This is a genomic window from Actinomycetes bacterium, from assembly GCA_035489715.1.
GTDB lineage: Bacteria > Actinomycetota > Actinomycetes > JACCUZ01 > JACCUZ01 > DATHAP01.
Genome location: DATHAP010000020.1, coordinates 1 through 23,018 on the forward strand (window position 1 = coordinate 1; position 23,018 = coordinate 23,018).

21 protein-coding genes and 1 pseudogene are annotated in these 23,018 nt (G+C 72.2%); 5 read left to right on the forward strand and 17 right to left on the reverse strand.

The genetic code is table 11. From position 1 onward, the window contains the following. Positions 1–158: 158 nt before the first annotated feature. On the reverse strand, positions 159–1,082 hold the full coding sequence (locus tag VK640_01375; protein HTE71837.1) for a LysR family transcriptional regulator: 924 nt from the start codon (positions 1,080–1,082) through the stop codon (positions 159–161). 63 nt (positions 1,083–1,145) lie between these two features. Between VK640_01375 and VK640_01380 the strand changes: the two genes are divergently transcribed. Beyond that, entirely contained in the window at positions 1,146–1,328 is a 183-nt protein-coding gene (locus VK640_01380) for a hypothetical protein (GenBank protein HTE71838.1), read from the forward strand. Here the strand turns inward: VK640_01380 and VK640_01385 are convergent. Continuing rightward, positions 1,304–2,431 carry an adenosine deaminase gene (locus VK640_01385; protein HTE71839.1) on the reverse strand — a complete coding sequence of 376 codons (1,128 nt, stop codon included), beginning with the start codon at positions 2,429–2,431 and terminating at the stop codon, positions 1,304–1,306. The genes VK640_01380 and VK640_01385 overlap by 25 nt on opposite strands. A 62-nt stretch (positions 2,432–2,493) precedes the next feature. Between VK640_01385 and VK640_01390 the strand changes: the two genes are divergently transcribed. Beyond that, on the forward strand, positions 2,494–2,904 hold the full coding sequence (locus VK640_01390) for a hypothetical protein (protein ID HTE71840.1): 411 nt from the start codon (positions 2,494–2,496) through the stop codon (positions 2,902–2,904). A gap of 9 nt (positions 2,905–2,913) precedes the next feature. On the opposite strand, the gene VK640_01395 is transcribed toward VK640_01390, so the two are convergent. The 9 genes from VK640_01395 to VK640_01435 form a co-directional block, all read right to left on the reverse strand. Then, positions 2,914–3,270 (reverse strand): cupin, encoded by a 357-nt coding sequence (locus tag VK640_01395; GenBank protein HTE71841.1) that lies wholly within the window; start codon positions 3,268–3,270, stop codon positions 2,914–2,916. Beyond that, a complete protein-coding gene (locus VK640_01400; GenBank protein ID HTE71842.1) occupies positions 3,267–4,562 on the reverse strand; it encodes a thymidine phosphorylase in 1,296 nt (431 codons plus the stop codon). Before VK640_01400 ends, VK640_01395 begins: the two co-directional genes overlap by 4 nt. Next, positions 4,559–4,969: a cytidine deaminase gene (locus tag VK640_01405; GenBank protein ID HTE71843.1), complete on the reverse strand. Its 411-nt coding sequence runs from the start codon at positions 4,967–4,969 to the stop codon at positions 4,559–4,561. Before VK640_01405 ends, VK640_01400 begins: the two co-directional genes overlap by 4 nt. Next, on the reverse strand, positions 4,962–6,233 hold the full coding sequence (locus tag VK640_01410; protein HTE71844.1) for an ABC transporter permease: 1,272 nt from the start codon (positions 6,231–6,233) through the stop codon (positions 4,962–4,964). The genes VK640_01405 and VK640_01410 overlap by 8 nt, the downstream gene beginning before the upstream one ends. Further along, a complete protein-coding gene (locus VK640_01415; protein ID HTE71845.1) occupies positions 6,230–7,366 on the reverse strand; it encodes an ABC transporter permease in 1,137 nt (378 codons plus the stop codon). The genes VK640_01410 and VK640_01415 overlap by 4 nt, the downstream gene beginning before the upstream one ends. Beyond that, entirely contained in the window at positions 7,363–8,916 is a 1,554-nt protein-coding gene (locus tag VK640_01420; GenBank protein ID HTE71846.1) for an ABC transporter ATP-binding protein, read from the reverse strand. Before VK640_01420 ends, VK640_01415 begins: the two co-directional genes overlap by 4 nt. 141 nt (positions 8,917–9,057) lie before the next feature. Next, the gene (locus VK640_01425; GenBank protein HTE71847.1) at positions 9,058–10,119 is read right to left on the reverse strand and encodes a BMP family ABC transporter substrate-binding protein; all 1,062 of its coding nucleotides are present in this window, start codon (positions 10,117–10,119) and stop codon (positions 9,058–9,060) included. A gap of 119 nt (positions 10,120–10,238) precedes the next feature. Next, the gene (locus VK640_01430; protein HTE71848.1) at positions 10,239–11,453 is read right to left on the reverse strand and encodes an amidohydrolase; all 1,215 of its coding nucleotides are present in this window, start codon (positions 11,451–11,453) and stop codon (positions 10,239–10,241) included. Between the two features lie 45 nt (positions 11,454–11,498). Beyond that, on the reverse strand, positions 11,499–13,079 hold the full coding sequence (locus VK640_01435; GenBank protein HTE71849.1) for a methylmalonyl-CoA mutase family protein: 1,581 nt from the start codon (positions 13,077–13,079) through the stop codon (positions 11,499–11,501). Positions 13,080–13,128: 49 nt separating this feature from the next. Here VK640_01435 and VK640_01440 point away from each other — a divergent pair, with 49 nt between their 5' ends. Continuing rightward, positions 13,129–14,445 (forward strand): serine hydrolase, encoded by a 1,317-nt coding sequence (locus VK640_01440; GenBank protein HTE71850.1) that lies wholly within the window; start codon positions 13,129–13,131, stop codon positions 14,443–14,445. Positions 14,446–14,558: 113 nt separating this feature from the next. Here the strand turns inward: VK640_01440 and VK640_01445 are convergent. The 4 genes and pseudogenes from VK640_01445 to VK640_01460 all read right to left on the reverse strand — a co-directional run bounded on the left by VK640_01445 (position 14,559) and on the right by VK640_01460 (position 18,360). After that, positions 14,559–15,410: pseudogene (locus tag VK640_01445) on the reverse strand (YihY/virulence factor BrkB family protein). A 30-nt stretch (positions 15,411–15,440) separates the two neighbouring features. Next, entirely contained in the window at positions 15,441–15,989 is a 549-nt protein-coding gene (locus VK640_01450) for a 2'-5' RNA ligase family protein (GenBank protein HTE71851.1), read from the reverse strand. Further along, positions 15,986–16,996, reverse strand: coding sequence for a tryptophan--tRNA ligase (trpS, locus tag VK640_01455; GenBank protein HTE71852.1), 1,011 nt, complete (start codon positions 16,994–16,996; stop codon positions 15,986–15,988). Before trpS ends, VK640_01450 begins: the two co-directional genes overlap by 4 nt. Positions 16,997–17,001: 5 nt before the next feature. Next, positions 17,002–18,360, reverse strand: a complete 1,359-nt coding sequence (locus VK640_01460) for a hemolysin family protein (GenBank protein ID HTE71853.1) — start codon at positions 18,358–18,360, stop codon at positions 17,002–17,004. A gap of 138 nt (positions 18,361–18,498) precedes the next feature. Here VK640_01460 and galT point away from each other — a divergent pair, with 138 nt between their 5' ends. After that, on the forward strand, positions 18,499–19,593 hold the full coding sequence (galT, locus tag VK640_01465; GenBank protein HTE71854.1) for a galactose-1-phosphate uridylyltransferase: 1,095 nt from the start codon (positions 18,499–18,501) through the stop codon (positions 19,591–19,593). Then, the gene (galK, locus tag VK640_01470) at positions 19,590–20,726 is read left to right on the forward strand and encodes a galactokinase (GenBank protein HTE71855.1); all 1,137 of its coding nucleotides are present in this window, start codon (positions 19,590–19,592) and stop codon (positions 20,724–20,726) included. Before galT ends, galK begins: the two co-directional genes overlap by 4 nt. A gap of 12 nt (positions 20,727–20,738) precedes the next feature. Here the strand turns inward: galK and VK640_01475 are convergent, their stop codons facing one another. Together VK640_01475 and VK640_01480 are read right to left on the reverse strand one after the other, a co-directional pair. Beyond that, positions 20,739–21,950, reverse strand: coding sequence for an NADP-dependent isocitrate dehydrogenase (locus VK640_01475; GenBank protein ID HTE71856.1), 1,212 nt, complete (start codon positions 21,948–21,950; stop codon positions 20,739–20,741). A 42-nt stretch (positions 21,951–21,992) separates the two neighbouring features. Next, positions 21,993–22,982, reverse strand: coding sequence for a malate dehydrogenase (locus VK640_01480; protein ID HTE71857.1), 990 nt, complete (start codon positions 22,980–22,982; stop codon positions 21,993–21,995). Positions 22,983–23,018: the final 36 nt, after the last annotated feature.

The window sequence follows — 23,018 nt, forward strand, 5'->3', positions numbered from 1 at the left end:
AGCTGCAGGGGACCGTGCCTACCGCCGTTGTTCTGGGCGGAGAGCCCGAACAGCAGGAGGATCGCGGCGGCGACGAAGAAGTTGACGCTGATCCCGGCGTAGCAGGAACGACCCATCGTGAGCGTTGCCGCCCTGTGTGACGTACCCCCCTCGGCGGCTCATCCCCACTGCGAGCTCAGCTCGGCGCACACGTCGGCAGCAAGGTCGGCGAACTGCGCGACGTACGGCGGGAGCTGGCGGTCCGCGTGCGAGACGAGGCCGAGGCTGCGCGGGGGCAGCCCGGTGACCACCGGCACGACCGAGACCTCGGGGTCGTCCTCGTCGACGGTCAGCCGCGGCATCAGCGCGTAGCCGAGGCCGGCCGCGACGAAGCCCTGGATCGTCGGGTTGTCGTTGGAGCGGAACACGATCGACGGATCGGTGCCGGTGCGCCGCAGCTGCCGCAGCAGCTCCTGGTCGAGCTCCTCGTCGAGGAACCCGATCAGCGGCAGCCGGGCAGCCTGGCGCAGGCTCACCGAGCGCGCGCCTGCCACGTCGGCGCCGGCCGGTGCCACCAGCACGAACGGGTCGTCGAGCACCCGCCGGACCGCGAACGGCCCGTCGCGCACCGGCAGCGGGGCGAACGACAGGTCGAACCGGCCCGACTCGACGGCGTCGACCAGCTCGGCGTGGTCGAAGGTCTCGTGCGGCGACAGCGTCACCCCGGGGCGGGCCGCCCGGAAGCGCTTCAGCAGCCAGGGCAGCACCTTGGTCCCGACGCTCTGCATCGTGCCGACGCGCAGCGTGCCGCGGTCGCCGGCCGAGATCGCGTCGAGGTCGGCGCGGGCGGCCTGCAGGCGCGCCAGGACGGCCCTGGCGTGCACCACGAGCGCCTCGCCCGCGGGCGTCAGCGACACCCGGCGCGGCCCGCCCGGACGTACCAGCAGCGAGGCGCCGGCGACCCGCTCCAGGGAAGCGATCTGCTGGCTCACCGCGGACTGGGTGTAGCCGAGCTCGTCCGCCGCAGCCCCGAAGGTGCCCGTGCCGACGACCGCCACGAGTGCCGCGAGATGCCGCGGGTCCGGCAACAGAAGATCAGTCATGCTTATCGAGTATGCCAGGAAGACTGGTTGGACTGATCGACCACGAAGGCCGACGATGGAAACATGTTCCTCACCGACTGCCACTCCTGCGGCCTGCGCGAGCTGCGCGGCCCGCGCTCCATCGAGCTGCTGGCCAACACCGATCACGGCATCGACCTCGTCTACCGGTGCACCCGCTGCGGCACCAGCAACGTGCTGGGCGCCTCGCCGGCGGCCCCGGTCTACTCGGTGGTCAGCGCGGCGTAGCCCGGCTTGATGACCTCGTTGATGAGCGCCAGCCGCTCGTCGAAGGGGACGAAGGCCGACTTCATCGCGTTGACGGTGAACCACTGGAAGTCGCCCCAGCCGTAGCCGAACGCCTCGGCGAGCTGCGCGAACTCCTTGGTCATCGAGGTGCCGCTCATCAGCCGGTTGTCGGTGTTGATGGTCACCCGGAAGTAGAGCCGGCGCAACAGCCCGATCGGGTGCTCGGCGATCGACTTGGCCGCCCCGGTCATCACGTTGGACGTGGGGCACATCTCGAGCGGGATGCGCTTGTCGCGGACGTACGCCGCCAGGCGACCCAGCCGGACCTGCGCGGGGTCGGTGCGGACTCCGTCGACCGCCTCGATGTCGTCGATGATGCGCACTCCGTGGCCGAGCCGGTCGGCGCCGCACCACTGGATCGCCTGCCAGATCGACGGCAGCCCGAAGCCCTCACCGGCGTGGATCGTGAAGTGCGCGTTCTCGCGCTGGAGGTACTCGAACGCGTCGAGGTGGCGGGTCGGCGGGTAGCCGGCCTCGGCACCGGCGATGTCGAAGCCGGCCACGCCGCCGTCGCGGTGCTCGACGGCCAGCTCGGCGATCTCCATCGACCGGGCGGCGTGCCGCATCGCGGTCAGCAGGGCGCCGACCCGGATCCGGTGGCCGGCCGCAGCCGCCCGGCGCTCGCCCTCGCGGAAGCCCTCGTTCACGGCGCGGACCACCTCTTCGAGGGCCAGGCCCCCGGTGACGTGCAGCTCCGGGGCGTAACGCACCTCGGCGTAGACCACACCGTCGGCCGCCAGGTCCTCCGCGCACTCGGCAGCGACCCGCTGCAGCGCATCGGCGGTCTGCATGACACCGACGGTGTGGGCGAATGTCTCCAGGTAGTCCTCGAGCGACCCCGAGCTCGCCGCCTCGACGAACCACCGGCCGAGCTCCGCGACGTCGGTCGTCGGCAGCGCGGTGTAACCGTTCTCCAGCGCCAGCTCGACCACGCTGGCCGGGCGCAATCCGCCGTCCAGGTGATCGTGCAGGAGGACCTTCGGCGCCCGCCGCAGGTCGGACTCGCCCGGCCCGGAGGACGCGTTGGTCAAAGAGTTGGTCACGGCCGGAGGTTACCGTCTGCAAGACTCTCAACTTCGGGGTCCCGAGGCACGATGAAAGAGGCATGACGGTGGGTGCACGCGAGGACGTCCGGATCATCCGGCCCGCGGCCATCCTGGACGAGCGCGCCGCAGCGCAGGTGCTCCAGCAGCTGCGGCGCCTCGACGTGTCCGCAGGCGGGGTCTGGAACGCCAGCTCCTCGCTCTGGCAGCGCTACGACGCCCCGTGGGACGGCGTGGGCGGCACCCGGGGCGAGGCGCAGCTGCTCGGCTCGATCGCCGTCATGTACGACAGCCCCCACCGGCACGAGATCACGATCTACAAGGTGACCGTGACCGAGCACGGCCTCGACCAGGGCTGGACCGTCGAGAGCCTCTGCGACGACGCGCTGATCTGGGCCGGCCTGACGATCGCCACCTGCCCCCGGGCCGAGCTCAACCCGCCGCCCGAGCACGACCCGTTCCGCCGCCGCTGACCGGACGGCTCACTCCTCGCGGTGGGCGAGCGCCGGGTCGAAGGCCGGCAGGCAGACCGCGACGTACTCCGCCCCCTCCGGACCCACGCTGTAGCGCACCCGCTCGCCCGCCCGGGTGATGACCGCCTGGCCGGCCGGCACGGTGAGCCTGCCCTCGTCGTGCTCGACGACGACGGAGCCGGCCAGCACCAGGGTGACCTCGTCGAACTCGGGCACCTGGGCCGGCTCGTCCCACCCGGCCGGGGCCCGCATGTGCGCGACCGACACCGCGGCGGTGCCGGTCGTGATTTTGCCGACGTACTCGTGGATGACCTTCCCGCCGGGCACCGGGATCCGGGTCGGCTCCCCGACCAGCCGCGGGGTCACTCGGCGATCCGGTCGAGGACCAGACCCGGCAGGTCGGGGCGGTCGCCCTCCGGGACGATGACGACGGCCTCGGCGAGCGCTTCCTGGGCGCCGGCGAACCGGGCGGTGTCGTCGCTGTGCAGCGTGAAGAGCGGCTCCCCGCCGCGGACCGCGGCGCCGGGCTTGGCGTGCATCTCCACACCGGCCCCGGCCTGCACCGGGTCCTCCTTGCGGGCCCGGCCGGCGCCGAGGCGCCAGGCGGCCACCCCGACGGCGTAGGCGTCCAGCCCGGCGAGCACGCCGTCGGCCGGGGCCGGCACCACCTGGGTCTCCCGGGCCGTCGGCAGGGTCGCGTCCGGGTCACCGCCCTGGGCCGCGACCATCCGACGCCACGAGTCCATCGCCGAGCCGTCGCGCAGCCGGTCGGCCGGGTCGACGTCGGTGATGCCGGCCCCGGCGAGCATCTCGCGGGCCAGCAGGACGGTGAGCTCGACGACGTCGGGGGGCCCGCCGCCGGCCAGCACCTCGACCGACTCGCGCACCTCCAGCGCATTGCCGGCGGTCAGCCCGAGGGGGGTCGTCATGTCGGTGAGCAGCGCGACGGTGCGCACGTCGTGGTCGCTGCCGAGAGCGACCATCGTCCGGGCCAGCTCGCGCGCGGACTCGAGGTCCTTCATGAAGGCGCCGGAGCCGACCTTCACGTCGAGCACCAGCGCACCGGTGCCCTCGGCGATCTTCTTGCTCATGATCGAGCTCGCGATCAGCGGGATCGCCTCGACGGTGCCGGTGACGTCGCGCAGCGCGTAGAGCTTCTTGTCGGCCGGCGCCAGGTCGTCGCCGGCGGCGCACACCACCGCCCCGACGTCGGCCAGCTGGGCGAGCATCTCCGCACGCGACAGCGTCGCCCGCCAGCCGGGGATCGACTCGAGCTTGTCCAGCGTGCCGCCGGTGTGACCCAGGCCACGGCCGCTCAGCTGCGGCACGGCCGCCCCGCAGGCGGCGACCAGCGGCGCCAACGGCAGCGTGATCTTGTCGCCCACCCCGCCGGTGGAGTGCTTGTCGGTCGTCGGCCGGCCGCCCACCGACTCCGGCGGGAACGACATCCGGATGCCCGAGGAGATCATCGCGTCGGTCCACCGCGAGATCTCGCGCCGGTCCATGCCGTTGAGCAGGATCGCCATCGCCAGGGCCGACATCTGCTCGTCGGCGACGTCGCCGCGGGTGTAGGCCGACAGCACCCAGTCGATCTGCTCGTCGGTGAGGGCCTGCCGGTCCCGCTTGGCCCGGATCACGTCGACCGCGGACTGGCTCACTCTGCACGCTCCACCAGGTCGTCCGACCCGAACGCGTCGGGCAGCACCTCGCTCATCGGGCGCACGCCGCGCACGGTCTCGAGCAGCATGCCGGGGCCGCCGTTCTCCCAGAGGATCTGGCGGCAGCGACCGCAGGGCATCAGCGCCTCGCCGTGCTGGTCGACGCACGCGACCGCGACCAGCCGGCCGCCGCCGGTCGAGTGCAGGGCGGACACCAGGCCGCACTCGGCGCACAGGCCCACCCCGTAGGCGGCGTTCTCGACGTTGCAGCCCACGACGACCCGGCCGTCGTCGACCAGTCCGGCCGCACCGACCTTGAAGTGCGAGTACGGCGCGTAGGCCCGGGCCATCACGTCGGTCGCGGCCTTGCGCAGGGCAGCCCAGTCGACGTCCGGCGGGTCAGCCACCTTGGCCTCGCCGGTAGGGCAACCCGTCCGCGGCGGGCATGCGTAGTCGTTGCGAGGCGAAGGCGAGGACGAGCAACGTCGTGACGTACGGCGTCATGTTGGTGATCTGCTCGGGCAGGGTGTCGGTGGCGGCGTACCAGACCAGGAACACCACCCCCGCGACGAACGTGACGGCCGCGCCGACCACCCGCCGCCGCACGGCGAGCCAGATGCTCACGACCACGAGCAGGACGCCGACGAGCAGCAGCAGCGCGTGCACCGCCTCGCTGCTGCGCAGCTGCAGCGCGTCGGTGTAGCCGAAGAGCCCGGCACCGGCCGCGAGCCCGCCCGGACGCCAGTTGCCGAAGATCATGGCTGCCAGGCCGATGAAGCCGCGCCCGCCGGTCTGGCCCTCGCGGTAGCCGTTGCCGAGGACGAGCGCGAGGTAGGCGCCGCCGAAGCCGGCCAGGCCGCCGGAGACGAGCACCGCGGCGTACTTCATCAGGTAGACGTTGACGCCCAGCGACTCGGCGGCGACCGGGCTCTCGCCGCAGGACCGCAGGCGCAGCCCGAACGCCGTGCGCCAGAGCACGTAGTAGGTGCCGACGACGAGCAGGATCGCCACCAGGGTGAGCAGCGAGATGCCCACGGTCAGGCCGCGCACGATGCCCGCGACGTCGGAGACGAGGAACCAGCCCTTGTCCTGCAGCTCGTCCAGCGGGTCGCCGATCCCGGGGATCGACACCTCGGAGATGTCGCCGATCGGCGGCGACTGGGACTCGCCGCCGCCGGGGGTGCCCTCGAAGGCGATGACGGAGAGATATTGCGTGACGCCGAGGCCCAGGATGTTGATGGCGACACCGGAGACGATGTGGTCGACGCCGAAGGTCACGGTGGCGATGGCGTGCAGCAGGCCGCCGGCCGCGCCCATCAGGGCGCCGACGAGGACGCCGACCCATGGGCCCCAGTGGTAGCCGGCCCAACCGCCGCCCCAGGTGCCGAGGATCAGCATGCCCTCGAGGCCGATGTTGACGACGCCGGCGCGCTCCGACCAGAGCCCACCGAGCCCGGCCATGCCGATCGGCACCGCGAGCGCCACGGCTGCACCGACGGTGCCGCTCGACGTCAGCTGGTCGGCGCCGGTGATGGCGGCGATGACCGACAGGACGACGATGAACCCGGCGAAAGCGAGGAGGACGGTCGGCCAGCCCGGTCGGGCGAGCCGGCGCTTCGGCGCCGGCGGGGCGCCGGGCGCGCCGGCCACGGCCTGGGCGGTGGCGGTCATGCCGGCACCCCCTCGGCGTCGACGTCACGTTGGGCGGCCAGCTCGCGGCTGACCCGGCGCTGCTCCGCGACGATGGAGTAGCGACGCACCAGCTCGTAGGCGATGACGACCGACAGCACGATCGTGCCCTGCATGATCAGGACGATCTCCTTGGAGATGTCGTTGATGTCGAGGATGATCGACGAGGCGTCGAGGAACGAGAACAGCAGAGCGCTGAAGGCCATGCCGACCGCGTTGTTGCGGCCGAGCAGCGCGATCGCGATGCCGGTGAACCCGAGGCCGGCCGGGAAGTCCAGGCTGTACGTCCTCGAGTCGCCGCCGAGCAGCTGCGGCATGCCGACCAGGCCGGCGACGGCTCCCGACAGCAGCATCGAGATGAGCACCATGCGCTTGACGCTGACGCCGCTGGCGACCGCTGCCGGCTCGGACCGGCCGGTCGCCCGCAGGTCGTAGCCGAAGCGGGTCCGGCCGAGGACGACGGAGTAGGCGATGCCGGCTGCGATGGCGACCAGGATGAAGCCGTAGACGTCGAGCTCGCTGTCCGGGATCAGCGGGATGCCGGGGAACGCGCCGGTCTCGTCGATCGGGTCGGTGCCGATGTTGTTGCTGCCGGCGACGTCGACGGCGACCTTGCCGAGCATGAACGCGATCAGCGAGGTGGCGATCGCGTTGAGCATGATGGTCGAGATGACCTCGCTGACGCCGCGGGTCACCTTCAGGGCGGCGGCGATGCCGGCCCACATCGCGCCGACCAGCATGGCGACCAGCACGATGATCGTGATGTGCAGCGGCTTCGGCAGGGAGAACGACCCGCCCACGACCGCGGCGGAGAAGGCGGCGAGGCGGTACTGCCCGTCGACGCCGATGTTGAACAGGTTCATCCGGAAGCCGATGGCGACGGCGAGCGCGGACAGGTAGTAGGTCACGCCCTGGTTGACCGAGAGGGCGATGACCCGCGGGGTCTTGGCGTACTCCCAGACCTGCTCGAGCGTCGACCACACCGGGTCGCCGCTCGAGACCAGCACCAGCCCGGTGACGATCAGCGAGAACAGGATGGCGAGCGCCGGGGCCGCGATGCTGACCGCGAGCCGGCGGACGTCCACGCGGCCGAACCGTGCGGTCGCGGTGCTCATGACGCCTCTCCCGCGCCGGTCATGGCCGAGCCGAGCTCCTGGGGCGTGACCGCGCCCGGGTCGACGTCCGCGACGAACCGGCCGCGCAGGATCACCTTCAGCGAGTCCGACAGGCCGATCAGCTCGTCCAGGTCCGCCGAGATCAGCAGGACGGCCAGGCCGGCCCGGCGTGCGGCGCGGATGTGCTCCCAGATCGCCGCCTGCGCGCCGACGTCCACCCCGCGCGTCGGGTGCGCCGCGATGAGAACCTTCGGCTCCCCGCTCATCTCCCGCCCGACGATCAGCTTCTGCTGGTTGCCGCCCGACAGCGACGCGGCGAGCACGTCCACGCCGGGGGTGCGGACGTCGTACTCGCGGATGATCCGCTCGGTGTCCTTGCGCGCGTTGGCGCGGTCGATCCAGACACCGTTGACGTTGGGCTTCTCGGTCTGGTGCCCGAGCATGCGGTTCTCCCACAGGGGCGCGTCGAGCAGCATCCCGTGCCGCTGGCGGTCCTCGGGGATGTAGCCGATGCCGGCCTCGCGCCGGGACCGGGTCGACCAGCTCGACATGTCGGTGTCGCCGAGCTCGATGCGCCCCTCGGTCACCGGACGCATGCCCATGATGGCCTCGACCAGCTCGGCCTGGCCGTTGCCCTCGACCCCGGCGATGCCCAGGACCTCTCCGCGGTGGATCGTGAAGGAGATGTCCTCGAGCACCGGGCGGCTCTGGGCGGGACGGATGCTCAGCCCCTCGACCTCGAGCACCGGGACGTCGGTGACGGTGGACTCGCGGGTCTCCGGCGTCGGCAGCTCGCTGCCCACCATCAGCTCGGCCAGCTCACGGGCGGTCACCGAGGAGGGGTCGACGGTGTCGACCGTGGTGCCGCGGCGGATCACGGTGATCTCGTCGGCCACCTGCAGCACCTCGTCGAGCTTGTGCGAGATGAACAGGATGGTGAGCCCCTCCTCCTTCAGCTCGCGCAGGTTGTCGAACAGCTCGTCGACCTCCTGCGGCACCAGGACGGCGGTGGGCTCGTCGAGGATGAGGATCCGGGCGCCGCGGTAGAGGACCTTGAGGATCTCCACCCGCTGCCGCTCGCCGACCCCGAGGTCCTCGACCAGGGTGTCGGGGGCGACCTCGAGCCCGTAGGTCTCGGCGATCTCGCTGATGCGCGACTTGGCCGTGCCGAAGTCGATCCAGCCGGCCCGGGTCGGCTCGCTGCCGAGCACGACGTTCTCGAGGACCGTGAGGTTGTCGGCCAGCATGAAGTGCTGGTGCACCATGCCGACGCCGGCGTCGATCGCGTCGCTGGGCGAGTGGAAGTTGACCTCGCGGCCGTCGACGGAGATCGTGCCGTCGTCCGGACGTTGCATGCCGTAGAGGATCTTCATCAGCGTGGACTTGCCGGCGCCGTTCTCGCCCACGATCGCGTGCACGTGACCGCGCCGGACGACGATGTTGATGTCGTCGTTGGCGACGACCCCGGGGAAGCGCTTGGTGATCCCATGCAGCTCGACCGCGGTGTCGGTCGGCGCCTGGACGGGCGGTGAGGCACTCGACGTGGCGATGACGGCACCTTCCTCGGACGGCGTCAGGGGCAGGTCGGCGGGCACCGGGCGCGAAGACGCGACCGGGCCCGGGGGAACGCTACCGCTCCCTCGGACCCGGTCGTGGACTGACTGGCGTCCTCGCCTTCGGACTGCTGGCTGCTACTTGGTCGGGACCGTGATGCTGCCGTCGATGATCTGCTGCTTGTAGTCGTCCAGCTTGCTGGTGATGTCGTCGATCTGACCACCGCTGGTGGAGTAGCCCACGCCGTCCTTCTCCAGGTCGTAGGTGACCGGGCCGGCCGTGAAGTTGCCCTCCACCACGCTGGAGATGAAGTCGTAGACGGCGACGTCGACCTTCTTGAGCATCGACGTGATGATCACGTCGCGCACCTTCGGGTCGGCGGTGCTGTACTGGTCGGAGTCGACGCCGATGGCGTAGGCGCCGGCGTCCTGGGCGGCCTCGAACACGCCGCCACCGGAACCGCCTGCGGCCTGGTAGACCACGTCGGCGCCCTTGTCGTACATGCCGGCCGCGGCGGTCTTGCCCTTGGCCGGGTCACCGAAGCCGGAGAAGTCCGGCGGCTGGGTCAGGTACTTCACCTGGACCTCGATGTCCGGGTTGACCTCCTTCGCGCCGGCCTCGTAGCCCGCCTCGAACTTGTGGATCAGGGGCACGTCGACGCCGCCGACGAAGCCGATGTTGCCGCTCTCCGACTTCAGCGCGGCCGCGGCTCCGACCAGGAACGAGCCCTGCTCCTCGGCGAAGAGGAGGTTGGCGATGTTGTCGCCGGTGGCCGCCGCGTCGTCGATGATGGCGAACTGGGTGTCGGGCAGCTCGCCCGCGACCTTCTTCACGGCGCCGGAGTAGGCGAAGCCGACCGCGATGACCGGGTTGAAGCCGGCGCCGGCGAGCGCACGGAGCCGCTCCTCCTTGGCCGACTCGGGCTCGCCGTTGGCGGCCTCGGCCTCGTTGGTCTCGATGCCGAACTCGTCGGCGGCCTTGTCCAGGCCGGCGGCGGCGGCGTCGTTGAACGACTGGTCGCCGCGGCCACCGATGTCGTAGGCCAGCCCGACCTTGACGTCGCTGGCGGGAGCGCTGCTGCTCGTGTCGTCGCCCTTCGGCGTGGTGTCGGCTTCGTCGTCGCCGCTGTCGCCTCCGCAGGAGGTCAGGACGAGGGCGCCGGCCAGGACAGCCGCCGCCAGTGTGGTCACCCGTCGCACGGGGTGTCTCCTTCCATGGGCCGGGCGCCACGGTCCGGGCGCCGGGGCCGACCTTCCCGGTCGACCGGTGGCACTCTAGCGACCCTGGCGGGTGGTCCCGACCAGAGCGCGCTCCGCCGTTATGAAAAGGAGAGAATCGCCGCGGCGACCAGTACCCGTGCACCAACCGCGATGGCCCGCTCGTCGGCGTCGAAGAGACCCTGGTGGAGGTCGAGCCGCTGCTCGAGGGGCTGCCCGGGCGGCGCCACCCCCAACCGGGCGAGCGCCCCCGGGACCTTGCCGAGGTACCACGCGAAGTCCTCGCCGCCGAGGCTCTGCTCGGTGCCGACCAGGCAGTCGCTGCCCTCCGTGGCCCGGACTGCGCGGGCCAGGAGCTCCACGCTCGACACCTCGTTGTCCACCGGAGGCACGTTGCGGGTGTAGGTCACGGTCGCCTCCACGCCGTACGGCGCCAGGATCCCGTGCACGAGCTCCTCCACCAGGGCGGGTGCGTCCTCCCAGGCCGAGCTGTCGAGACAGCGGACGGTGCCCTCGAGCTCCCCGGCCTGCGGGATGGCGTTGGCCACCCGCCCGGCGGCGATCCGACCCCAGACGACGCTCAGCGACGCCCGGGGGTCGACCCGCCGGGACAGGGCGCCGGGCATGCCGGTCACCAGCTGGCCCATGGCGTAGACCAGGTCCGCCGTCAGGTGCGGCCGGGCGGTGTGGCCACCGGGCCCGGAGACCCGGACGAGCAGGTGGTCGGCGGAACCGGTGATCGCGCCGGCCCGCAGCCCCACCTGGCCCACCGTCGCCCGCGGGTCGCAGTGCAGCGCGAAGATCCGCGACACGTCCTCGACCGCGCCGGCGTCGAGGACGGCCAGCGCCCCGCTGCGCGAGGACTCCTCGGCCGGCTGGAACACCAGACGCACCCGGCCCGGGAGCAGCCCGTCGGCCTGCAGGTCACGCAGCACCAGCCCCGCGCCCAGCACCGCCGCCGTGTGCACGTCGTGACCGCAGGCGTGGCAGACACCGGGGACGGTCGAGGCGTAGTCGGCCGACTTTCCGTCGACGATGGGCAGCGCGTCGAGGTCGGCCCGCAGGGCCACGGCGCCGTCGCCGGACCCGATGTCACAGGTCAGGCCGGTCCCACCGGGCAGCCCCACCGGGCCCAGGCCGGCCGCGAGCAGGCGCTCCCGGACCACCCTGGTGGTGCGCACCTCGGCCCAGGACAGCTCGGGGTGGGCGTGCAGGTCACGGCGCAGGGCGACCAGGTCCTGGGCGTACGTCGCGACCCGCCGGTCGAGGTCGAGTCCCTCGAGCCGACCGTCGGGGTCGTCGCGACGAGCGGTCACCGCGCGAACCTTACCTGCGCGGCCCGGGTTGCCCCGTGCCCATCCCTAGAAGGCGTCAGCGGGCTGGTAGGTACCCCACACCGCGCGCAGGACGTTGCAGACCTCACCCACGGTCGCCCTGGCGCGCAGGGCGTCGTGCATCGGGTACATCACGTTGGCGTCGCCCTCGGCCGCGGCACGGAGGGCGTCGAGGTGCCGCTCGACCTCGGCGGAGTCGCGATCGGCGCGCAGGGCGGCCAGCCGCTCGACCTGCTGGGCCTCGATCGTCGGGTCGGTCCGGAGCGGCTCGTACACCTCGTCGGCCGGACGCTGGAAGCGGTTCACCCCGACGACCGTGCGGGAGCCGTCTTCCACCGAGGTGGCCACGTCGTAGGCCGACTGCTCGATCTCACGCTTCTGGTAGCCCGCCTCGATGGCGGCCACCGCCCCGCCCAGCTCCTCGATGTTGTCCATCAGGCCCCGGATGGCGGCCTCCAGCTCGTCGGTCATCGACTCGACCGCGTAGGAGCCGGCGAAGGGGTCGACCGTCGCCGTCAGGTCGCTCTCGAAGGCGATCACCTGCTGGGTGCGCAGGGCCAGCCGGGCCGCCTTCTCCGTGGGCAGCGCGATCGCCTCGTCGTAGGAGTTGGTGTGCAGCGACTGGGTGCCGCCCAGCACGGCCGCGAGGGCCTGCACGGTCACCCGCACCAGATTGACCTCGGGCTGCTGCGCGGTGAGCTGCACGCCGGCGGTCTGGGTGTGGAAGCGCAGCATCAGCGACTTCGGGTCCTGCGCGCCGAACTCGTCGCGCATCACCTGGGCCCAGATCCGCCGCGCGGCCCGGAACTTCGCCACCTCCTCGAGCAGCGTCGTCCGCGCGACGAAGAAGAAGGACAGCCGGGGCGCGAAGTCGTCGATGGCCAGCCCCGCGTCGATCGCCGCCTGGACGTACGCCTTGGCGTCGGCCAGCGTGAACGCGACCTCCTGCGCGGGCGTGGCTCCCGCCTCGGCCATGTGGTAGCCGGAGATGGAGATGGTGTTCCAGCGCGGGATCTCCTTGCGGCAGTAGGCGAAGATGTCGCTGATCAGCCGCAGCGAGTGCCGAGGCGGGTAGATGTAGGTACCGCGGGCGATGTACTCCTTCAGCACGTCGTTCTGGATGGTGCCGGTGAGCCGGGCCGGGTCGACGCCCTGCTCCTCCGCGACCAGCTGGTAGAGCAGCAGCAGCAGCGCGGCCGGCGCGTTGATCGTCATCGACGTCGACACCTCGCCGAGGGGGATGCCGTCGAAGAGCACCCGCATGTCGTCGACCGAGTCGATGGCGACTCCGACCTTGCCCACCTCGCCGTGCGCGACCGGGTCGTCGGAGTCGTACCCCATCTGGGTCGGCAGGTCGAACGCGACGGACAGGCCACCGGTGCCGGCCTCCACCAGCCGGTGGTAGCGCTCGTTGGACTCCTTGGCGGTGCCGAACCCGGCGTACTGGCGCATCGTCCACGGGCGACCGGTGTACATGTTCGGGTAGACCCCGCGGGTGTACGGGTAGCTGCCGGGCTCACCGAGACGCTCCGCCGGGTCGAAGTCGGCCAGCGCGTCGGGGCCGTAGACCGGCTCGATCGGCAGTCCGGACTCCGACTCGCGCGACATGGCGCCGATGCTAGCCATCCGGGACGTTCCGCCCGTTAGCCTGCCCATGATGAGAACCGCGACCGCCCTCCTGGCCCTGGCCCTCGTCGTCGGGCCCGCGGGCGCGGCCTCCGCGACCGGCGACCGGACCGACGGCACCGTGGGCGGTGAGCGCCTCGCGACCAGCGGCGTGGTGGTCGACGCGGCGGGCGCCGACCCACTGCCCAAGGTGTCGGGTGACGCCTGGGTGGTCGCCGACCTCGGCACCGGCGAGGTCCTCGCGGCCAAGGACCCGCACGGGCGTTACCGGCCGGCCAGCATCATGAAGGTGCTCACGGTCCTGACCGTGCTCCCCCAGGTCTCTCCCGACGACGTCTACACCGCCCAGTGGGAGGACGCCAACGCCGAGGGCAGCCGGGTCGGTCTCGTGCCGGACGCCACCTACACGGTGCGCAACCTGTTCGAGGCACTGTTCCTGGTGTCGGGTAACGATGCCGCCACGGCGCTGGCCAACGCGGCCGGTGGCGTGCAGACCACCGTGGCCGCGATGAACCGCACGGCCCGCGACCTGGGAGCCCGGGACACGACCGCCCGCAACCCGAGCGGCCTGGACGCGCCCGGCCAGCTCACGTCGGCGTACGACATGTCGGTGCTCGCCCGCGCCGCGCTCGCCCGCGAGGACGTCCGCGCCTACGCGTCCACCGTGAAGTCGCAGTTCCCGGGCAAGATGCCGCGGGCCGGCAAGAGCCGCAAGAGCTACGAGATCTACACGCAGGACCGCCTGCTGCTCAACTACCGCGGGGCGATCGGCCTCAAGACGGGCTGGACCACCAAGGCCCGCGGCACTTTCATCGGGGCGGCGACGCGCAACGGGCGCACCCTCGTCGCGACCGTGCTGCACTCCGAGGGCGACGCCTGGCGCGACAGTGCCGCCCTGCTCAGCTGGGGCTTCCGGTCGGCCGGCCATGCCGAGCCCGTCGGGACGCTCGACGCCCTGGCCGACGACTCCGCGTCGGGCGGCGGCAGCGGAGACCAGACAGCACAGGGTCCGCAGGCCGGTGACGCCGGCCAGGACGCCGAGACCTCGACGGCCGGCACCGACGGCGACGGGCTGCCGTGGTGGCTGCAGACCCTCGTCGTCGTGCTGGGCGTGCTGGCGGTGCTGCGGGGCCGGGTGCTGCTGCGCCGGCGGCTCCGTCGCGCCCGGTCGCGCTCGCGGGCGCTGGCCGGCCCGGTGCCTCAGCCGCGCGACCGGGCGGACCTGCGCCGGGTGACGAGCGCGGCGGCGGCGGCCCCCGCGGCGGCGCCGACCAGCAGGCCGCGCCACGAGCCTCTCCTCGAAGACGGCGGCCCGACCTCGTCGGCCTCGAGCGGCACCGCCTCGTAGTCACCCGGCGCGACCGCGGCGACCGGCTCGGTCCCCCAGGCCGGCCCGGTCGTGCGTCCCACGCCCGGGTCCCCGGCCCTGGCCGGCTCCAGCGAGTAGGGCTGTGTCGCGGCCCAGCACGCGGTGACCACCAGCAGCCGCGAGACCAGGTTCATCCACACCAGCAGCCCCACCACGACCCCGAACGTCGCGTAGACCGGGTTCTCCGCCGTGTGCCCGACGAGATAGGTCCCGACCAGCTTGAGCACCTCGAAGCCGGCCGCGCCCAGCAGCGCCCCGGAGCGCACCCGGCGCCACGACGGATGAGCACCCGAGAGCCGGGACAGCAGGATGGCGACGATGGCGAAGTCGACGGCGAGGGCGAGGCACACCGACACGACCTTGAGCACGCCGGTCGCGAAGAGCGACCCGTCCAGGGACGCGAACGCCAGCGCGAAGGTGGTGGCAGCCGTCGCCAGGCTGGAGACGACGATCGAGACGAGCAGGCTGGCGCCGAGCATGGACAGCACCACGACGTCGACGAGCTTGCGTCGCACCAGCCCGGGCCGGTCAGCGGCGGTGCCGAAAACCCGCCGCAGGGCGTCTCGCACCGAGTCGAGCCAGCCGAGCCCGGCATAGGCCAGACCCAGCAGGCCGATGATCCCCGCGCTCGCCCGGGCGTCGATGACGTCCTGGATGTCGAGCTGGCCGGGACCGGTCCCGATGAGGCTGGGGAAGGCGTCCTGCACCGCGGAGGTGACGTGGTCCTGCGCGTCCGGGAACGCGCCGCTGACATAGCCGACGAGGGAGAACGCGAGAGCCAGCAGGGGGAAGAAGGAGAGGAACCCGTAGTACGTGATCGCGGCTGCCAGCTGCCCACCGAGGACCTCGCTCTGCCGGTCGAGCGCGCGGACGGCGTGGTCGGCCACGGCCGAGCGCGACCGGACCACCCGGACCCGCTCCTTGGCCCGCGGGACGAGGCTCACCCGGCGGACGCTTCCCGACCCCGGCGGCGACTACACGTCACGCGGCGCCGGGCCCGGAAGCGGGCGGCCCAGCGGGAAGTCGCGCTGCGGGCGCCACACCCGGTCCGGCCCGTGCTCGTAGAGGCTGAAGCCCCAGACCTGGAACCGGACGTCGTACGGCGCCATGTCGTCGAAGGCCCGCCGCAGGACCTCGCCCGGCAGGTCGTGGGCGATGGTGACGTGCGGGTGGTAGGGGAAGGTGAGGTCGCGGGCGAGGGGGCCCGACCGCACCCGCGACTCGACCCGCTCGCAGTCGCTGATGCCCATGACGACCGACACGAAGACGACCGGGGAGACCGGGTGGAAGGTGCCGGTGCCGCGCAGGTGGATCTCGAAGGGCTGCTCCGACTCGGCGATCGTGCGCAGGTGCTTCTCGATCCGGTCGAGGTCGTCGGCGTCGACCTCGGTGGGCGGGAGCAGCGTGATGTGGGTCGGGACGGAGGCGGCGAGGGCGTCGCCGTAGCCCTCGCGGACCCGCTGCAGCTCCAGGCCGTAGGGCTCGGGGATGGCGATCGCGACGCCGATGGTCCGGCTGGTCACGAGGGCGGTGCCGCCGGGAGGAAGCCGACCCGGTCGTACACGTCGGCGAGGGTGGGCGCCGCGACACCGCGGGCCCGGTCGGCGCCCCGGGCCAGGACCCGGTCGAGCTCGGCCGGGTCGTCGAGGTAGCCGCGCACCTTGTCCTGGAACGGGATCACCGCGTCGAGGACGGCCTCGACGACGGCCTTCTTCAGGTCACCGTAGCCGGCGCCGGCGAAGCGCGCCTCGAGGTCGCCGACCGGCTCGCCGCCGAACGCCGACAGGATGCCGAGCAGGTTGCTGACACCGGGCTTCGACTCCGGGTCGAACACGACCTCGCGCCCGGTGTCGGTAACGGCGGACTTGATCTTCTTCTCGATCAGCTTGGGGTCGTCGAGCATCCACACGACGCCGCTGCCGCCGATGCTCTTGCTCATCTGCTTGTCGGCCAGCTGGAGGTCGTAGATCTTGGCGACCTCGCGCAGGATGTGCGGCTCCGGCACGACGAAGGTGTCGCCGAAGCGGTGGTTGAAGCGTCCCGCGAGGTCGCGGCTCAGCTCGAGGTGCTGGCGCTGGTCCTCGCCCACCGGCACCCGCTCCGGCCGGTAGAGCAGGATGTCCGCGGCCTGCAGGACCGGGTAGGTGAACAGCCCGACCGAGGCCCGGTCGGCGCCGCTGCGCTGCGCCTTGTCCTTGAACTGGGTCATCCGGCTGGCCTCGCCGAAGCCGGTGAGGCAGCCGAGCACCCACTGCAGCTGGGCGTGCTCGGGCACGTGGCTCTGGACGAAGAGCGTCGCGCGGTCGAGGTCGACGCCGCCTGCGAGGTACTGCGCCGCCGTCGCCCGGGTCCGCTGGCGCAGCAGCTGCGGGTCATGCTCGACGGTGATCGCGTGCAGGTCGGCGACGAAGTAGAAGACGTCGTAGCCGTCCTGCAGCGCCACCCACTGCCGCAGCGCACCCAGGTAGTTGCCGAGGTGCAGCGAGTCGGCCGTCGGCTGCATGCCGGACAGGACACGGGGGCGGGACATGCCCGTCATTGTGCCAGCCGTGGCGGCTCCTCCTGGCTGCCGATCGGCGCCTCCGGCTCCGGCGGGAGCGAGGTGAGCCGGACCCGGGCGATCCGGCGGCCGTCCAGCTCGGTCACGGTGAAGCGCCGTCCCAGCGCGACGACGCTCTCGTCCAGCTCGGGCAGCCGGCCGAGCTCGTTGATGACGAAGCCGGCCACGGTCTCGTAAGGCCCCTCGGGGAGCTCGAGCCCGGTGCGGTCCTCGAAGTCCTCGAGGTTGAGCAGCCCGTCCACCTCCACGTCGCCGTCGTGCAGCGACCTGGCCGGCTCCTCGGCCACGTCGTACTCGTCGTGGATCTCGCCGATGACCTCCTCCAGCAGGTCCTCGAGCGTGACGATGCCGTCGGTCCCTCCGTACTCGTCCATCACGATCGCAAGGTGGTGGCCCTCGCGACGCATCTCCGACATGGCTGAGAGCACCTGCTTGGTGCCGGGCATCAGCTTGACCTCGCGGGCGATCTCGCCGACCCGCACCGAGCTGCCCGCGAGCTCGGGGGAGAACAGGTCGCGCACGTGGACGAACCCCACGACGTCGTCCTGGGAGCCGCGCACGACCGGGTAGCGGCTGTGCGGGTTGCTGGACGACAACCGGACCGCCTTGTAGACCGGCGTGGACGCGTCGAGGAAGTCCACCTCGGTCCTCGGCACCATCACCTCGTGCAGCTGGCGCTCGCCGGCCTCGAACACGTCCTCGATGAGCTGGCGCTCCTCGCGGCCGAGGGTCTCGTGGGCGGCGACGATGTCGCGCAGCTCCTCCTCCGAGATGGCCTCCCGGGACGCCGCCGGGTCGCCGCCGAACACCCGCACCAGGACGTCGGTCGACCGCGACAGCAGCCAGATCACCGGCCGGGACATCTTGGCCAGCCGGTCCAGAGTCGGGGCGGCGAACAGCGAGAACGCCTCGGCCCGCTGCAGGGCCAGGCGCTTCGGCGCCAGCTCGCTGACCACGAGCGACAGGTAGGTGATGACGAGGGTGACCACGACGAACGACGACCAGTAGGCGGTGTCCTGCGCCTGCGGGTCGCCGTCCGGCCCGCCCGGCACCCCCCAGCCGCGCAGCACCGGTGACAGGTCGTCGGCGAAGGCGGACGCACCGAACGCCGCGGACATGAAGCCGGCCAGGGTGACGCCGATCTGGACGGCGGCCAGGAACCGGTTCGGGTCCGCGTGCAGCGCGGCCACCCGCTGACCGCGCCGGCCCCGCTGCGACAGCGACCGCACCTGGCCCTCGCGCAGCGACACCAGCGCGATCTCCGACCCGGCGAAGAACGCACCGAGCAGGAGGAAGAACAGCACGAGCAGGGCGTTGGCGACAGTGGAGCTCACGGCGTGCCACCGGACGGATGGCACGCCGGACTAGAGCAGCCGTCCATGCCGAGAAGAGTAGACGAGGCGGACCGCCCGCCAGGAGACGGCACCGCCCCTCAGGGGTGCGATGCCGACCTCGTGGGTACCGTCCCGCGCATGAAGCGGACCTCCACGTCGCTGGCCGACGGACGGGAGATCATCTACTACGACCTCGACAGCACCCACCGCGACCGCCAGGTGAAGGACCGCCGCGACCTCGGCGCCACGACCACGGCCTCGGAGGTGCGGTACGACGCCCTGCTGGACGAGTGGGTGGCCATCGCGTCCCATCGCCAGGACCGGACCTATCTGCCGCCGGCCGACGAGTGCCCGCTGTGCCCCTCCCGGGGCGGGCGGTCGACCGAGGTGCCGGACGACGACTACGACGTCGTGGTCTTCGAGAACCGCTTCCCCTCGTTCGCGGCCGGCGACCCGGCGCCCGTGGTCCCGGATGGCATGTCGGCGCGCGGACCAGGGTTCGGCCGGTGCGAGGTGGTCTGCTTCACCAGCGACCACGAGGCACCGGTCGCCACCCTCCCCCTCGAGCACGTGCGGCTGCTCGTCGACGCGTGGGCCGACCGCACCCAGGTGCTCGGCGCACTCCCCCACGTCGAGCAGGTCTTCTGCTTCGAGAACCGCGGGGAGGAGATCGGCGTGACCCTCGGCCACCCGCACGGGCAGATCTACGCCTATCCCTTCGTGACCCCGATCAGCCGGCGGATGCTGGGCTCGGCCCGCCGGCACCGCGAGCGGACCTGGCGCAACCTGTTCGCCGACGTGCTGGCCGCCGAGGTGGCCGACGGCTCCCGGGTGGTGCACCAGACCGAGCACTGGGTGGCCTTCGTCCCGGCGGCGGCCCGCTGGCCGGTCGAGGTCCACCTCTACCCGCGGCGCCGGGTGCCGGACCTGCCGGCGCTGACCGACGCCGAGCGGGACGACCTCGCGGGCGCCTACCCGAGCCTGCTCCGGACCCTCGACGGCCTGTACGACGCACCGATGCCCTACATCGCCGCCTGGCACCAGGCACCCACTCGGGTCGACCGAGACCTGGCCCACCTGCACCTCGAGCTGTTCTCGGTGAAGCGGGCCGCGCACAAGCTCAAGTACCTCGCCGGTTCGGAGTCCGGCATGGGCGTGTGGATCAACGACGTGACTCCCGAGCACATCGCCGACCGCCTTCGCGCGGCGGCGGGTGGGGGCGGGACGGCGTGAGCGTCGACGACTTCCGGACCACCTACCGGTCCGACCCGGTCGGACTGTGGTCGGCGCCCGGCCGGGTCAACCTGATCGGCGAGCACACCGACTACAACGACGGCTTCGTGCTGCCCTTCGCCATCGCGGCACGCACCCGGGTCGCCGCCGCTCCCCGCGACGACGGCGTGCTGCGCATGCGGTCCGCCCAGCAGCCGGCCGGCGACCTGGCGGTGCCGCTCCACGACCTCGCGCCCGGGACACCGGACGGCTGGGGCGCCTACGTGGCCGGCGTCGTCTGGGCGGCCCGTGAGTCCGGCCACGACGTCGGCGGGATGGACCTGCTGGTGGACGGCCGGGTGCCGCTGGGCGGCGGGCTGTCCTCGTCGCACGCGCTCGAGTGCGGGGTCGCCCTGGCGGTCAACGACATCTTCGGGCTGGGCCTCGACACCCGCGAGCTCGCCCTGCTGACCCAGCGGGCGGAGAACGACTTCGTGGGTGCACCGACCGGGCTCATGGACCAGCTGGCGTCCCTGGGCTGCACGACCGGCCACGCCCTGTTCCTCGACACCCGCAGCCTGGAGATCGAGCACGTCCCACTCGACCCGTCGGGTGACGGGCTGGCGCTGCTGGTGGTGGACACGCGGGTGCACCACGAGCTCGGCGACGGGTCGTACGCCGACCGGCGCGCCGCCTGCGCGAAGGCAGCGCGACAGCTCGGCGTGCAGACGCTGCGCGACGTCCCGGCCGACGCGCTGGACCGTCGCCTGGACGGCCTACCCGACGAGCTTCGCTGCCGGGCCCGCCACGTCGTGCGCGAGAACGAGCGGGTGCTGGCCGCCGTCGACGCGATCCGGGCACGCGACTGGGCAGCGCTCGGCGCGCTCCTCGACGGCTCGCACGCCTCGCTGCGCGACGACTACGAGGTCAGCTGTGCGGAGCTCGACACCGCCGTCGCGTCCGCGGTCGACGCCGGCGCCCTCGGCGCCCGGATGACCGGTGGCGGGTTCGGCGGCTCGGCGGTGGCGCTCGTCCCGCACGAGCGGGTGACCGCGGTCCGGTCCGCCGTCGCCGACGCCTTCGCCGCCGCCGGCTGGGAGTCCCCCCGCACGTTCGAGGTGTCGCCGTCGGCAGGGGCCGGCCGCGACCGCTGACCGGCCAGCTCGTCAGGCGAGCTTGGCGCCGAGGTTGGCGTCGAGGGCGGCGAGGAACTCCTCGGTGGTGGCCCACGCCTGGTCCGGTCCGACCAGCAGGGCGAGGTCCTTGGTCATGGTCCCGGACTCGACGGTCTCCACGCAGACCTGCTCGAGCGCCTCGGCGAAGCCGACGACCTCGGGGGTGCCGTCCATCTTCCCGCGCTGCTCGAGGCCGCGGGTCCACGCGAAGATCGACGCGATCGGGTTGGTGGACGTCGGCTTGCCCTGCTGGTGCTGCCGGTAGTGCCGGGTCACGGTGCCGTGAGCCGCCTCGGCCTCGACCTTGCCGTCCGGCGTCATCAGCACGGAGGTCATCAGGCCCAGCGAGCCGAAGCCCTGCGCCACGGTGTCCGACTGGACGTCGCCGTCGTAGTTCTTGCAGGCCCAGACGTAGCCGCCCTCCCACTTCAGCGCCGCGGCCACCATGTCGTCGATCAGCCGGTGCTCGTAGGTCAGCCCCGCCGCCTCGAACTCGGCCTTGTACTCGGTGTCGAAAACCTCCTGGAACAGGTCCTTGAACCGGCCGTCGTACGCCTTGAGGATCGTGTTCTTCGTGGACAGGTACACCGGGAAGCGGCGCTCGAGCCCGTAGCGCATGGACGCCCGCGCGAAGTCGCGGATCGACTCGTCGTAGTTGTACATGCCCATGGCGACGCCGCCGCCCGGGAAGCTGGCGACCTCGAACTCCATCGGCTCACCCTCGCCGTCCGGCGTGTAGGTGATGGTCACCGTGCCGGGGCCGGGCACCACGAAGTTCTGCGCCTTGTACTGGTCGCCGTGCGCGTGACGGCCGATGACGATCGGCTTGGTCCAGCCGGGCACCAGCCGCGGGATGTTCGAGATGACGATCGGCTCGCGGAAGATGACCCCGCCGAGGATGTTGCGGATCGTGCCGTTCGGCGAGAGCCACATCTTCTTCAGCCCGAACTCCTCGACCCGCGCCTCGTCCGGCGTGATCGTGGCGCACTTGACGCCGACGCCGTGCCGCTTGATGGCGTTGGCCGCGTCGACCGTCACCTGGTCGTCGGTTGCGTCGCGGTGCTCGATGCCGAGGTCGTAGTACTCGAGGTCGACGTCGAGGTAAGGGTGGATCAGCCGGTCCTTGATGAACGCCCAGATGATGCGGGTCATCTCGTCGCCGTCGAGCTCCACGACGGGGTTGGCCACCTTGGTCTTCGCCACGGTCTCTCCTCGGCTGGTTCTCGTGCGGGTGGGGCGGGCGGGTCAGACCAGGCCGAGGGAGGACACGGCGGCGCGCTCCTCCTCGAGCTCCGCGACCGACGCGTCGATGCGCGCCCGCGAGAAGTCGTCGATCTCCAGGCCGGGCACGATCTCCCAGCGACCGTCGCGGGACACCACCGGGAAGGACGAGATCAGGCCCGCCGGGACGTCGTACGACCCGTCGCTCACGATCGCCGCGCTGGTCCAGTCGCCCTCGGGCGTCCCGTTGACCCAGTCGTGGACGTGGTCGATGGCCGCGTTGGCTGCGGACGCGGCGGACGACGCGCCGCGCGCGTCGATGATGGCGGCGCCGCGCTTCGCGACGGTCGGGATGAAGTCGTTCTCCAGCCACGTGCGGTCGTCGACGACTTCTGCCGCGTTCTTGCCGGCCACCTCGGCGTGGAAGATGTCGGGGTACTGCGTCGCCGAGTGGTTGCCCCAGATGGTCAGCCGGCGGATGTCGGCGACCGGCGTTCCGGTCTTCTTGGCCAGCTGGGTCAGCGCCCGGTTGTGGTCGAGGCGGGTCATCGCGGTGAAGCGGTCCTTGGGCACGTCCGGCGCGTGCGACGCGGCGATCAGCGCGTTGGTGTTGGCCGGGTTGCCGACGACCAGGACCCGCACGTCGTCGGCAGCGCCCGCGTTGATCGCCTCGCCCTGCGGCTTGAAGATGCCGCCGTTGGCCTCGAGCAGGTCGCCCCGCTCCATCCCGGCCGTGCGCGGACGCGCCCCGACGAGCAGCGCGACGTTGACGCCGTCGAAGGCGGCCCGCGCGTCGTCGGTGATGTCTATGCCGTCGAGCAGCGGGAACGCGCAGTCGTCGAGCTCCATCGCGGTGCCTTCGGCGGCCTTGAGCGCGGGCGCGATCTCCAGCAGCCGCAGGCGCACCGGCACGTCCGGTCCGAGCAGCTGCCCCGAGGCCACCCGGAACAGCAGGGCGTAGCCGATCTGCCCGGCGGCGCCGGTGACGGTGACGGTGACGGGAGTGGGGGCCATCAGGTCGCTCCTAGGTCAGGCTGCGGTCTGTTGCTA

Excerpts from the sequence above, each read along its gene's own strand:
- VK640_01435 (HTE71849.1), bottom strand. The coding sequence starts at position 13,079 with ATGTCGCGCGAGTCGGAGTCCGGACTGCCGATCGAGCCGGTCTACGGC.
- VK640_01440 (HTE71850.1), top strand. The coding sequence starts at position 13,129 with ATGAGAACCGCGACCGCCCTCCTGGCCCTGGCCCTCGTCGTCGGGCCC.
- VK640_01410 (HTE71844.1), bottom strand. The coding sequence starts at position 6,233 with ATGACCGCCACCGCCCAGGCCGTGGCCGGCGCGCCCGGCGCCCCGCCG.
- VK640_01375 (HTE71837.1), bottom strand. The coding sequence starts at position 1,082 with ATGACTGATCTTCTGTTGCCGGACCCGCGGCATCTCGCGGCACTCGTG.
- VK640_01480 (HTE71857.1), bottom strand. The coding sequence starts at position 22,982 with ATGGCCCCCACTCCCGTCACCGTCACCGTCACCGGCGCCGCCGGGCAG.
- VK640_01390 (HTE71840.1), top strand. The coding sequence starts at position 2,494 with ATGACGGTGGGTGCACGCGAGGACGTCCGGATCATCCGGCCCGCGGCC.
- trpS (HTE71852.1), bottom strand. The coding sequence starts at position 16,996 with ATGTCCCGCCCCCGTGTCCTGTCCGGCATGCAGCCGACGGCCGACTCG.
- VK640_01380 (HTE71838.1), top strand. The coding sequence starts at position 1,146 with ATGTTCCTCACCGACTGCCACTCCTGCGGCCTGCGCGAGCTGCGCGGC.
- galT (HTE71854.1), top strand. The coding sequence starts at position 18,499 with ATGAAGCGGACCTCCACGTCGCTGGCCGACGGACGGGAGATCATCTAC.
- VK640_01415 (HTE71845.1), bottom strand. The coding sequence starts at position 7,366 with ATGAGCACCGCGACCGCACGGTTCGGCCGCGTGGACGTCCGCCGGCTC.